This is a genomic window from Nitrospira tepida (assembly GCF_947241125.1).
Taxonomy (GTDB): domain Bacteria; phylum Nitrospirota; class Nitrospiria; order Nitrospirales; family Nitrospiraceae; genus Nitrospira_G; species Nitrospira_G tepida.
In genome coordinates this window covers 4159476-4172728 of record NZ_OX365700.1, presented here as the reverse complement: position 1 = coordinate 4172728, position 13253 = coordinate 4159476, and the positions used below count along the sequence as shown (strand labels likewise).

Here is a 13253-nt window from a genome sequence, read left to right as displayed (position 1 = left end):
GTTGAAAGTCGGCGAGGATGCGCCAAACGCATCACCGCGGGCGGATTCGGGCATCGCCGCTGATACAGTGGTTCAATCGAGCTGCAGCAGGCTATCGTGCCGGCGCGTTACGAGGGGGATGGCTTCGCGGCAAGCGTTGCTGTCAGCTATCAAACAGGCATCCGCAAGAGGTGTTGGAATAGAAGAGATGCTCGATGCGGAAATTCCGTTGGCGGAAGTCGGGCAGGCGCTCAGTGAATTCTACGGGTGCCCGTTTGTCAGTTTCGAGACGCGTCAACTCATCGCTCCAGAGCTCTTTAGAAACCTCAAATTGGACTATCTGCGTCGGCATCACTGGGTTCCCATTCGCAAGGAAGGCAACGTCGTACAGGTGGCTATGGATAACCCGGCTGACTTGAGGCGAATCCTGGACATTCGATATGCCTTCCCCGGTTGTACGGTCCAACCGGCTGTTGCGCTGCGCCGCGATATTGAACGGGTCCTTGATCGCCTGGCCGGGCAAGGTACGGAACAATCAATTCCCGATATTCTGGGGGAACTCGTCCGGGAGATCGATCAAGAGAAGAAGCCCGACTCCGGTGGCGACGCGATCGATGAAAATAACTCGGCCATCGTCCGGCTAACCAATCAGATCATTGCTGAAGCCTATCGCATGGGTGCGTCCGACATTCATCTCGAACCGTACGGTGATCGAAAAGAAACCGTGGTGCGTTTTCGAGTGGAAGGGACATGCGCGACGTTTATGAAAATCCCGGCGGCTTATCGCCGAGCCGTTGTGTCGCGGATCAAGATCATGGCCAACTTGGATATCGCCGAGCGCCGAAAACCGCAGGATGGAAAGATTCGATTTAAGAACGGGCAGGGAAATGAAATCGAATTGCGAGTCGCCACCTTACCGACGACATCCGGCAACGAAGATGTTGTCATGCGAATCCTGACCGCAAAGAGTCCCCTGCCGCTGACCGCCATGGATCTTCCAGATCCATTGATCTCATCCCTCAAGCAGGCCGTCGAAAAGCCCTATGGGATCGTGCTCTGTGTCGGACCAACTGGATCGGGGAAGACCACCACGCTCCATGCGTTGCTGGCTGAGATCAATACGGATCAACGTAAGATCTGGACCGTTGAAGATCCTGTCGAAATTACTCAGGAAGGGCTTCGTCAGCTCCAGGTTCAACCCAAAATTGGGTTGACCTTTGCCACGGCGCTCCGCGCGTTTCTGCGGGCAGACCCGGATGTCATTATGGTGGGAGAGATGCGAGACAAGGAGACAGCGGATATCGCTATCGAGGCCTCCCTGACCGGTCATTTGGTGCTCAGTACCTTGCACACAAACAGTGCAGTCGAGACCGTCACGCGGATTCTGGATATGGGATGCGATTCCTTCAATTTTGCGGATGCGGTCTTGGCCGTGCTGGCCAAGCGCCTCTGTAAAAGATTGTGTCTAGCGTGTAAGGAAGCATATGAGCCGATGGATGAGGAGCGGCAAGCATTGGTCCATGCGTATGGCCTTGAGGATTGGGTGGGTCGTATGGAACGGCATGGGGGATCCGTGTCGATATTGTGGAGGCCCCGAGGGTGTGAGGAATGCAATGGGACTGGTTTTAAGGGACGAGTAGGTTTGTATGAGCTTCTGCTGGGTTCGGATACGATGAAACGGCTTATCCAGTCCCATGCGCGAACCCACGAATTGCGTCAATGTGCCAAAGCCGAAGGGATGATAAGCCTTGTTCAGGATGGAATTGACAAGGTTCTACGGGGGGATACGACTCTTCAAGAGGTTAAAAAGGTGGCAATAAGATAAGACAGTAACGCGAGCTACTCCAATGGTCTGCAGGGCTGACCATCCAAGATCTCTTATTGAGCGTGGGTTTTCCAAGATCGGTCTCACATATCTGTAGTCTTATCCGTCCCAATACTTGCTCGATCACTGACCGCCGTGGCGCGACCCTTCCTTCGTGTTCATAGAGGAGCAGCTAGGAAAACGACTTTCTAGGCAGGTGCTATGCTTCCTTAGTGGAGGTCGCAAGCCAGTCTGTCAGGTGGAGTTCGGAATCTCTTTCTGGTGGCTCGAGAAAGGGAGTCCTTCGTACAAATTATGTCGAATTGAATGCCGAGAAATGGCCGAAGATGACCATGGCAAACAGTAAGGAACTTCTGAAAATGCAATGAGTTGAGGAGAACGTCGAAGGTTTCTCTGCGCCGGCACACGCCTTGCCAGCCATATTGAGGGCCGATCTCACCGTACGGGTGCGCGGCTATGAGCCCATTCACAATGCGGAATCAAGAAGCAGGCTTCACACTGGTCGAATTGGTCACGGTCACCGCCATTGTCGGTATTCTGACAGGGCTGGCCGTGCCTGCCTACAACCAGTGGATAACGCAGTATCAACTCAGGCAAGCCGCATCGGAGATTCAAAGTCAGATGACCCATGCTCGCTGGATTGCGATGAACCGCAACACCACCGTCCGTGTGGCGTTGAGCACGGTATCCGGCAAGGTCCAACTGAACGTAACAGATGCAACGGGGGCTCAGCAATTTCTTCCTCCATCCACCATGATGGGAACAATCAATGGCGTAACAGGTGGGCCGGTTCTATTTTCCTCCTTGGGATTGCTGGCGAGTGGGTCGAGTGCGCTCGTTCAGGTATCCAATGTCAAGAATCAAACCTATTCGGTGTGGGTCAATGCCGGTGGAAAGGCCACATGGTGCCCGAAGAGCACATGCCCGTGAGTATAACGAAGGAAGCGGGTCGGCAAATGTCTCAGCGGGAAGGCGGGTTCACATTGATAGAAGGCATGCTGGCCGCCGTGGTGTTGGCGGTAGGACTTCTCGCGCTCTCCGGCATGCAAGCCATTTCTCTGGGAAGCAATGTAGATGCGAATGAACTCACGAGGGCGACGACATTGGCTTCGGACATGATCGAACGAATCCAGTTCAACCGATTTAACGTGACGGCCTACCACGGGATTGACACGGCGGCCGCGACGCCCTGTACGCAAAGTGCGACTGCCCAACCCATGGCGCGCGGCGACTGTCTCCAATGGCAGACGATGTTGAATAACGCAGGATTGGCCGGCACGACGGGGACTGTCGTATTGGCCCCAATTCCTCCCGCTATCGATCCGCTGAATCTCAATCGGACGACTGTGCAGGTGCGAGTGAGTTGGACAGGCGGCATGGTGACATCAACGGGTCAAGGCTTGACAAAGATCAGCCGTCAAAAATCGGTCACCCTGACCACTGTAATAGCCCGGGAGTAATGCAAGTGAACGTGCGACGCGCGCAAGTGATTACCGTTACTCTCGGCGGGCAGCGTGGGATGACTTTGATCGAACTCGTCGTTGCAATTCTCATCAGCATCGTAATTCTCGCTGCCGGGTTTACGGCGCTTGTCACTACAGAGAAGGCGTCGCGTGCGAATGAGCAGACCGTGGATACGCAACAAAACGCCCGGATTGCGATGGATCTTATTGCCAGAGATATCAGGGGTGCCGGGATGGGGATGATCGGAGTCATCGGTGCGTGTCCCACCGCGGTTGTCCCCGCGGATCAGACGCCGGCCGGTGCGGATACGGGACCGGATACCATCTCCCTCGTCACCCCCACCGGCAGTGGCACCTGGACATTGGCTGGAGCGGTTGGAGCCAGTGGAGCAGGATTCAATCAACTTGTGCTTTCCAGTGGGGCGGCCGGGGCGGTAGCCAATCTGCAATCGATGGGGATGGGAAACGGATCGATTTTAAATATTGGAGGAGCTGTCAGCGGCACCGTGTCGGCGTTCGACGTCAACGCGGGCACCATCAATTTAAGCAACTCAGTGCCGCCGCCGGCAACGTTTCCTGCAGGGACGCCTGTCTATTTACTACAGTGTATTACTTACTCAATCGGAACAACTTCAGCTGCCTGTAGTGGGGGATCGAGCCCATGCCTTCTTCGAAACGGGGTCCCGGTCGTTGATGGGATCGAAAACATTCAGTTTGCCTATGGTTGCGACGGATGCGTGGCGGCAATCAACGGAGGGGTCCCAGATGGAGTGATTGACGATCAGAACGGCAACAACAGTTTCGATCAGGCCGATTTTGTGACAAACAGCCTTTGGACGACAGGAGCGAGTACCATCAAGCTTGTGCAGGTTTCGATTGTGGCAAGGCAGTTGGGGGGCGAGCAAGGGTTCGGCGAAGGTAGACAAGCTGGGCTCTATTCTCCTCCCTCCTTACAGGTGAGTGACCACACGATGAATCTGGCAGGTACACAGCAGTTTCGGAGACGTCTTTTGACGCGGACTATTGAATTACGGAACGCTCGACTCTGAGTGATTAGTGATTGTTGGTGAGGGAACGATGAATCGACCGTGCACTGGACGGGTGAAGATGTTCACAGTACTCGGCGGGCAGAATGGCGTGGCCTTCTTGACCGTCATGATGTTGCTGCTGATTCTCACTGTGCTTGGCATTGCAGCAATTACCGTCACGGGATTTGAGAATCGAGTTGCCGGGCTGTCTCGGAATGCCGAGGCTGCAACCAGCGCGATAGAGTCCTGTATCCAGACAGCGGTCAATGTCATCCAGCAGACGATTGATCAAGCCGATGTTCCCAGCACCTTCGTGCCGGACCCTGTGCCAACGACAGCGATGCGCACACAGCTTGCACAGGAAATCTTAGGACAGTCTGATAATAACCCTGATACCCCGACCACTGGTTCTGCCAATCTGGTGCAGTCGGTTGGCGGGTATACAGTCAATGGCGATATCGACCGGCTCTATATTCGTGCACCTGGTGGAGGCGCGTTGCAGTTTGCGGCTGGCTATGAGGGCATGGGAGCGGGTGCAGCCGGCGGGGGGGTTGAGATTCTGTACAGCATCGCCTGTTCCACGACCAATGCAGCAACTGGGACCACAGCCAGGACCAGCGCGGTCTATGCCTGTACGGCAACGGGTGAGAGTTGCCAGAGAAAGATTTAGGGGGCACCCTCATGAGAAATACAAGTCGGTTTGATCTATCCATACACAACCCCGGAAGGTATTGGAGCGGGTCTCTCTGGGCTCGAGTTGTTGTGGAGGTCTTCGTGTGGAGTTTGTGTGTCACATGTCTGGACGTGCGCACGACTTTTAGTAGTGAAGAAGTCGACCCCCACCGGGGTTTTATAGACGGGACTGTGACGGCGATAAGGGACAAAGCTATCTACGTCGACGAGCGGCCATATGCCGTCAAGAGTTCGGTAGAAGTTAAGGATCAGTCCGGGCAGCCGGTGGAGTACCGCAAAATCGAAGCCGGCGACCGCATCAGGTATCTGGTTCAGGATGGGATGATCGTAAAGATTATCGTCATCCAGCCAAGTTGACCTTCGCGGTTGGGGAATGGTTATGCATGGATGGGAGGGGATCACGATGGGACGTCAGATGCTTGCGACACGTGTGAGTGCCGCCCTTCTGTTCGTCATCGCTTTGGGGGCTGCACCGGAGACAAGGGCTCAATCCATGAGTGATTACACATCCGTGCCCGCTTTTATTGCGAGTGCGGTGCCGCCGAACGTGCTGATGCTCATGGATAATTCCGGGAGCATGAACGAATCGGCCTATCACATGAACAGCGAAGCCTATGACCCTGCCAAGACCTACTACGGCTACTTCGAGCCGACAAAGTGCTACAACTATGCGTCGTCTAAATTCAACGCGGGCGCCAATCGAGCGGCCAGTGATCCCCGCTGCAGCAATCCTGATCCGTGGGACGGCAACTTTCTCAACTACATGACCATGACCCGGTTCGAGATCACCAAGTGGGTCATGATGGGCGGGAAGTGCGCGCCACGGGCAGTTAATGGGACCTGCTATCCAGGGGGAAAGCTGGTAGCTGAAACGCTCGAGCGGGTGACGAGCGTGAACAACGTCACCGCCGACGGCCTCGCGCCTTATGCCGGCACGAAATGTTTTTCTCGGGATGGCGACAACCTCCTCGTCTATGACAGCGGCTGTGGAACCAATAAAGATACTTATAAGATCAACCTTGAGATTTATGCCGAACCTGCTGGGGTTTTTCAGCAGGTAGGTGCCGACAAGGCGCGTTTCGGGTTAATGGTTTTCAACAAACAGACCGGTGGTGGATCAGTTCAAGGTGGTGATGTGACGGCGCCGCTCGGCGGCAATATGACCAGCATGGTCAATGCAATTGAAAATACCAACGCGACCGAATGGACGCCATTGAGCGAATCGCTCTACGAGGCGACAAGGTACTTTGCTCAGGTTGCACCAGCTTATGCCAACTCCAACTATCCCAATAACAACCAGAACGATGATCCGTATTACTACAGGTCGCCCTGGGCCTCTCCTGATCAGTACGTAAAATGTTGCAAAAGCTTCGTGATCATTTTTACCGACGGACAGCCAACGTACGATACTTCAGTGCCGTCGACGGTGTACGACTATGCCCATTCGACCGGAGCGCACGCCCTCATCAATGTAAATGGACCAGGACACTGTGATACGCCTGCCGGCTGTACAGTCCCCCACTCAAATGCAATTCACAGCAACCATGGGGGTGGGTTGACAGACCACAGTGCCGGGGCGAGTCAAGTCGACCATCACGACAACTGCTCCTCCTACTATGGAGGGCTGAACGCGGATTCATGTGTAAGTAACGGGTCGCACTATCTGGATGACGTGGCGTACTGGGCACATACGGCGGATCTCCGTCCCTGCAACGGTGCCGCGAACGGGACGATCGCAGGCATTAATGAGACTGGAAAATGTCTGGATGGAAATCAGAACCTGATTATCTACACATTCTATGCCTTTGGAACCGGTGCGAACATCCTCAAGGATGCGGCGAAATTCGGAGGATTCGAAGACAGGAACAACAACAATGCCTTCGATCCAGGAGTCGATGTCTTCGATCGGGTGAATAACTATACTGGTGCAGCCGGAGCCGATGGGCTGCCGGATACGTACTTCGAATCCGCCAACGCGGATGATATGCGGGACAAGCTGGTCTCGACGATTAATAGTATCTTGGCTCGGAGCGCGTCGGGAACATCGGCTTCGGTGTTGGCCAACTCATCAACTGGTGAAGGGTCGCTGTACCAGGCCTACTTTTTTCCGAAGTCGATCGAGAATCCGAATGTCACGTGGGTGGGATACACACACGGCCTATGGGTCGATAGCTTCGGCAATGTTCGCGAAGACACGGTGCATGACGGCAAGCTGATCTATAATCAGGATTACATCATCAAGCCCTACTACGACGTCAATAATGGAAAGGTCAAGGCGGATCGTTATGTCGATAGTGACAACGACGGTAAGGCGGATTCACTGGTTGATACGGTTGATCTGGAGTTGGTGAACAGCATTTGGGAGGCTGGGAGACGTCTGGCCCTGAAGCCCCACACCAGTCGCAGGATACTCACATGGATCGATAAGAATGGAGACGGCATCGTTGATGGTGGAAAGGATAATGGTATTCACACTGATATCACGGCTGGCGAAGTGATCCCATTCGGGACAAACGCGACCAACAAGGCTGAATTGGCCAAATACTTGAGAGGGGAGGCCTCTCCATCGGTCTATACGACGGACAACCTCATTGACTTTGTTCTGGGATGCGAGCCTGCTACCTGTGCGGCGCAGGCAAGCCTTCGAGAGCGTCGTTTGTCGGTGAAGGACGACACGAATGCCACCGTCACCAAGGTCTGGAAGTATGGAGACCCCATTCACTCGACGCCCACGGTCGTGGCATCACCGCGGGAGCGGTATGACGTAGTCTACGGCGACGGGACCTATATAGACTTTTTCAAGCAGTATCGAAACCGGCGGCAGATGATCTATGTCGGCGCCAACGATGGGATGCTGCATGCCTTCGACGGCGGCTTCTATCATCGAGCGGATGGAGCGCACCGTGGCTGTTTCACGGCCAATCTGAACGATCTGTGCTCCTCACAAACGACCACCCCGACTCAACTCGGCGAGGAGAGATGGGCTTTCATTCCCTATCAACTCTTGCCGCATCTCAAATGGTTGGCGCAGGGAGACTATTCGCATGTCTACTATGTTGATCTAAAACCAAAAATCACCGATGCTCGTATTTTCACGCCTGATGCCGACCATCCTCAGGGCTGGGGAACCATCCTCATCGGCGGATTCCGTATGGGGGGGAGCTGTAACTGCGCAATCGGACAAAAAGGCCGGAAGATGAGTGTGACCGCGGACTTCACCGGTTCGGGTACCACAACCAGAGATTTTTACAGTGCCTATTTCGTCTTGGATATCACCAATCCGGCACAGGATCCCAAGTTGCTCTGGTCATTTTCTACCTCGGATCTCGGCATGACCACAAGTTACCCGACCGTCGTCAGGGTGAAGCCGAGTGGAGGAAGTAAGACGGATAATACAAATGCCAAGTGGTTTGTCGTATTCGGGTCTGGTCCGAATGGCGACCCATATGCTGGCGAACCGTCGGTCTATGAAGGAGGGGTCAGTCAAAAGGGAAAGATGTGGGCGGTGAATCTGGCCACAGGACCCACATCCGGGAACGTGGTGTCCTTTAATGTAAACAGTGCAAATTCAACTCAGAAAGAGTTCTTTGGAGATTTGATCTCGATGGATCGGGATCTCGATTATCGGGCCGACGTCGTATACGGGGGGTCCGTTATCGATGATGGATCCGCCCCCTGGCGCGGCAAGATGTACCGATTGACCACTGGTGATATCTCTGTATCACCCACGCCTGTGGCATTCGGCATGAGCACAGATCCTACCAAGTGGGGGAAACTGCAGGAACCGACCGAGGTCATCGATACATTCATTCTTGATGGGACGACCCCTGTAACAAAAGAAACGGGTCCGATAGTGGCTGCTCCGACGATCACACTGGACGATGCCAATAAAGTGTGGGTCTTCTTCGGAACGGGTCGATACTATAGTGCCTCGGATAAGACCGATAACAGCACCCAGTATTTCTTTGGCATCAAGGATTCTGTTCTCAGTTATGACTGTACGCAATCCTCCACGACAAATTGCTTGGATAATGATCTGGTGAATGTCAGCGGCGCGACCATCTGTACAACCTGCGCAGCCAATGGCAATGTCACGGGTGTGACAGCAACGGTTGGGGCTGGGTCTGTGACCGTCACTGATTTTGACAATTCTTCGGCCAACACGTCCTTAGTTCAGTTAGTCAAGACCAAAGACGGTTGGGTGACCACCATGCCAGACAGTCGTGAGCGGGTGCTTGCGGCTCCGGCGTTGTTGGGCGGTGTGGTGTTCTTTCCGAGTTTCACGCCGGTAAACGACATTTGCACTGGAATCGGCACCTCACAACTTTACGGCCTGTTTTATAAAACAGGCACCGCGCATAAGGACCCGATTCTCGGGGTCACCACATCGGCAGGCAATAACTATGCCAATCGGCGTGTCAGCATGGGCGAGGGCATGATGTCTCAGGCCGCCATCCATATTGGAGCGCAGGGGAGCGGTTCATCCGGCACCTCGAGCGGTACCGGTTGCCAAGGGAGAGTCTCCGTCATTATGCAGTCCAGTATGGGCGCGCTGAGTGGTCGCTGCACGACGCCGGTGAGTCCGGTGTACAGCCGCTACATTTCTTGGGTCAACAATCGAGACTAAAATGCCAGCTCCGGTCATTTCTCGAGGGCGTTGGACTCCAACATCAGCGCCCTCACGCCATCCACAATTTGTGAAGCTTCCGGATGACTCCGACGGGAAGCAGCCACCAGCAGACGCACTCCCTCGAAAAATAATTGGCATTAGTCTTGTTGGCACTTGTGTGATCGGAGCCGTCGCGTTTCTTTGGTCCAGTTTCGGCGCTCTCATTACCACCCCGTCGGCTGTGTCCAGCACAAGGACAGATAACCATCTGCCCGTTATTCGAACCGGAGGTATCCTCCCAAGTCCGTTGACAAGGGAAAACCCTTTATCATTACGGCTTGAGGCAGATGATCCGGACAATGATGCGGTGTCCTTCCGTTACCAGTGGATTATCAATGGACGTCCTCTGACCGACCAGCGGGGCCCCACCCTCGACCAAACTCTTCTGAAGGCAGGTGATACGGTAAGCGCGGAAGTCATTCCATTGGACGGGAAGGGCCAAGGACCACTGCATCGAATCATGCCAGTTGTCGTCCGCAATACTCCCCCAAGAGTGAGCCAAATGGCCCTACAGCCCGATCCCCTTCGTGCAGGTGATCAGGTCCGAGTTGTTGCCGAAGTGGCAGATCCGGATGGCGATGAAACGCGGATCTTCTATCGCTGGTGGAAGAATGATATGCCGGTTGCGGAGACCGACTCCGATGTACTTTCCCATCTGCCAATCGCGCGCGGGGACAAGGTTGTTGTGGAGGTGGTTCCACATGATGCGGAAGGCCCAGGTAAAGGGATGAGGACAGCCCCCGTGGAAGTATTAAATGGATTACCTCGTATTACTTCCACTCCCACATCGGTCATCAACGACGGACGGTATGTCTACACGTTCAGTGCGATTGATCCGGATGGAGATACCATGACCTATGCTTTGACGGTTGGACCTCCCGGCATGGTGATTGATGAACACTCCGGGCGAATAGAATGGACGCTCCGTGCCGAGGACAAGGGAATTCACCATGTGCGAATCGAAGTACGTGATGGCCATGGAGGCACCGCCTACCAAGAGTTTGACGTCACTGTTCCAGCCTTGCCTGCTATGCCAGGCGCGTAGGCTGTGCCACTGCGTGGCCTGCCGTATCGTTCCTTCCTCCCTTGCCAGCGCCGTGCTTTTAAGCCAGAAGTTATTTCAAAACCTCGGAAAAGGAGTAGAATCCGCGCCATGACGGCCTTCAAGGAAAGGAGGACACATGGCGTGGCGCCAGCTGACCGATGCGCAATGGGACCAGATTCGTCCCCATTTACCCCCGGCCCCGCGCCGACCGAAGGGCGGCCGACCGCCTGCCGACGCTCGGCGCTGCTTCGAAGGGATACTCTGGATTCTGTGGACCGGCGCACCGTGGAGCGAACTGCCCAAGCGGTATGGCAGCCCGAGCACCTGTTGGCGACGGCTGCGGCAGTGGGAAGCCAGCGGGGTCTTGCTGACGCTGTGGCGGGCCTTGCTGGCCCACTTGAATGACGCGCAGAAACTGCGCTGGAACGAGTGCTTCCTCGATGGGAGCTTCGCGCCGGCGAAAACGGGGGCGCCAACGTCGGGCCGACCAAGCGCGGCAAGGGCACAAAATGGATGGTATTGGTCGATGGCGCGGGTACTCCGTTGGGAGCATACCTGGATTCGGCGTCCCCGGCGGAGGTCCGGCTCCTCGACGCGACGCTCGACACGATCGCCGTGACACGCCCGCATCGGCCGGGGCGGCCCCGCAAGCGGCCGGAGCGGCTGATTGCGGACCGGGGATATGACAGCAATGCCGCCCGGGCCCTGTTGGTCCGTCGCGGGATTGAGCCGATCATTCCGGCCAGGGCCAATAACCAGCGGGCCACCCCTCAGGACGGGCGCAAGTTGCGCCGCTACCGGCGCCGCTGGATCGTGGAGCGCACGATCGGCTGGCTGGGCAACTTCCGGCGACTGACCGTCCGGTATGATCGCCTGATGGACACTTATGGGGGCTTCTTTCATCTGGCCTGTACCCTGATCACGCTTCGGAAGGTTTTGAAATGACTTCCAATCTCTTGTGAGAGAGGAAGTCGCTTTGTTAGAATTCCTCCTAGCAGCGGTAAAAGAGGCGAATAAGCCACGGCGTGCGAAAACTGAAGCTCCGAGACGGTACGAATATCCCAGCACTGTTCGGTCACCACGATCGGCATCTCAAGCTGGTCGAGGCCGAACTGAGCGTTCGGATCTCAGCTCGCGGCGATGAGCTCCTGATCGCCGGCCCATCCGAAGCGGAACGCAAGGCAGAGCAAATCCTTGGCGACCTTGCGGCGCTGACCACGGAGGGATACGATCTTCGATTGGAGGATGTCAGTTTTGCTCTTTCCGCTCTCCGTCAGGGGAGCGACACTTCTCTGCGCGATCTCCTTGCTGCTCCCATCGCTGTCGCGACGAATAAACGCGCGGTCGTGCCCAAAACGCCGACTCAAAAAATCTACATTGAAGCGATCGAGAAGTTCGATGTCGTGATCGGCATCGGCCCTGCAGGGACGGGGAAAACCTATCTGGCCATGGCGATGGCGGTTCAGGCGCTCACACGGAAAGAAGTGAGCCGGATCATTCTTGCGCGGCCGGCCGTGGAGGCGGGGGAAAAGTTGGGTTTCCTTCCCGGAGACATGTACGCAAAAGTGAATCCGTATCTCCGTCCTCTGTATGATGCCTTGTATGACATGATGGATCTTGATCGGGCGAATCGCCTGATTGAACGGGGCGAGATCGAAATCGCTCCACTGGCGTTTATGCGTGGACGGACATTAAATGACTCGTTTGTGATCCTTGATGAGGCGCAAAACGCGACCGCAGAGCAGATGAAGATGTTCTTAACCCGTCTGGGAAACAATTCCAAAGCCGTCGTGACCGGCGATATTACCCAGGTGGACCTGCCGTCGGATCGCGTGTCCGGTCTCATCGAAATTTGCAATATTCTGAAAAATATCGACGGCATTCAGTTTGTGTATTTTGACGAGAAGGATGTGGTGCGGCATCGGTTGGTTCAAGAGATCATCCGCGCCTATGACCGCCACCAAACAGGAAAACAACAACATTCCGACCGTGCGAATCAGCCAGCAGGCTCCAGCCACGCGTCTCGCCGCCAGGCTTCCGGAAGGTTCCCCGACTTTCCTCATCAGGGATCATCGGGGAGCCAACCCCATTAATGCCGGTTATCGTGGCTTCCCGACTCGGTCGGGCTCGGATCAAGCGAGCGGTGTGGGAGAGGCTTGGCCAGGACATTCTGCGTCTGATCCGGAAACCGCATGCTGAGGTAAGTGTGCTCCTTGTCGGCGATCGGCGCATGCGCCGGTTGAACAAGCAATATCGGAAGCGAGACAAGAGCACCGATGTGTTGGCGTTTCCACTGCAGGAAGGACCCGGGCCTCGGACGGTGTTGTTGGGGGACGTTGTAATCTCCGTGCCGATGGCGCGGCGACAGGCCAGGGAGTCCAATCGCTCGCTCGATCGGGAATTGACGGTGTTGTTGGTTCATGGGATTTTGCATCTCTGCGGGTACGACCATGAGCGTGGGATCGAGGAAGCCCGGCGGATGCAGCGGCGCGAGCGTGCGATTCTGCGGCGGGTGCCGATAGGGAAACTCGTGCCGACCGGAGCGAGATGA

At 55.6% G+C, this 13253-nt stretch carries 11 protein-coding genes and 1 pseudogene; all 12 read left to right on the top strand.

The genetic code is table 11. The features are described 5' to 3' along the window. Nucleotides 1-118: 118 nt before the first annotated feature. A complete protein-coding gene (locus QWI75_RS19770) occupies nt 119-1804 on the top strand; it encodes a GspE/PulE family protein (protein ID WP_289271031.1) in 1686 nt (561 codons plus the stop codon). Between the two features lie 456 nt (nt 1805-2260). Continuing rightward, nucleotides 2261-2734 (top strand): prepilin-type N-terminal cleavage/methylation domain-containing protein, encoded by a 474-nt coding sequence (locus QWI75_RS19765; RefSeq protein ID WP_289271029.1) that lies wholly within the window; start codon nt 2261-2263, stop codon nt 2732-2734. Then, a complete protein-coding gene (locus QWI75_RS19760; protein WP_289271027.1) occupies nt 2707-3264 on the top strand; it encodes a type IV pilus modification PilV family protein in 558 nt (185 codons plus the stop codon). Before QWI75_RS19765 ends, QWI75_RS19760 begins: the two co-directional genes overlap by 28 nt. Nucleotides 3265-3323: 59 nt before the next feature. Further along, nucleotides 3324-4316 (top strand): PilW family protein, encoded by a 993-nt coding sequence (locus QWI75_RS19755; RefSeq protein ID WP_289271026.1) that lies wholly within the window; start codon nt 3324-3326, stop codon nt 4314-4316. Nucleotides 4317-4374: 58 nt separating this feature from the next. After that, nucleotides 4375-4965, top strand: coding sequence for a pilus assembly PilX family protein (locus QWI75_RS19750; RefSeq protein ID WP_289271023.1), 591 nt, complete (start codon nt 4375-4377; stop codon nt 4963-4965). An 11-nt stretch (nt 4966-4976) separates the two neighbouring features. After that, on the top strand, nt 4977-5345 hold the full coding sequence (locus tag QWI75_RS19745; RefSeq protein WP_289271022.1) for a hypothetical protein: 369 nt from the start codon (nt 4977-4979) through the stop codon (nt 5343-5345). A gap of 46 nt (nt 5346-5391) precedes the next feature. Further along, a complete protein-coding gene (locus tag QWI75_RS19740) occupies nt 5392-9615 on the top strand; it encodes a pilus assembly protein (RefSeq protein WP_289271020.1) in 4224 nt (1407 codons plus the stop codon). A gap of 502 nt (nt 9616-10117) precedes the next feature. Next, nucleotides 10118-10702 (top strand): putative Ig domain-containing protein, encoded by a 585-nt coding sequence (locus tag QWI75_RS19735; RefSeq protein ID WP_289271018.1) that lies wholly within the window; start codon nt 10118-10120, stop codon nt 10700-10702. A gap of 136 nt (nt 10703-10838) precedes the next feature. Next, nucleotides 10839-11018 (top strand): annotated as a pseudogene (locus QWI75_RS22960) (transposase); the annotation flags it as partial. 113 nt (nt 11019-11131) lie between these two features. After that, complete coding sequence (locus tag QWI75_RS19730) at nt 11132-11647, top strand: IS5 family transposase (RefSeq protein WP_289271017.1); 516 nt, start codon at nt 11132-11134, stop codon at nt 11645-11647. 80 nt (nt 11648-11727) lie between these two features. Beyond that, a complete protein-coding gene (locus QWI75_RS19725) occupies nt 11728-12795 on the top strand; it encodes a PhoH family protein (protein ID WP_370693592.1) in 1068 nt (355 codons plus the stop codon). After that, a complete protein-coding gene (ybeY, locus tag QWI75_RS19720) occupies nt 12795-13253 on the top strand; it encodes an rRNA maturation RNase YbeY (protein WP_289271013.1) in 459 nt (152 codons plus the stop codon). The genes QWI75_RS19725 and ybeY overlap by 1 nt, the downstream gene beginning before the upstream one ends.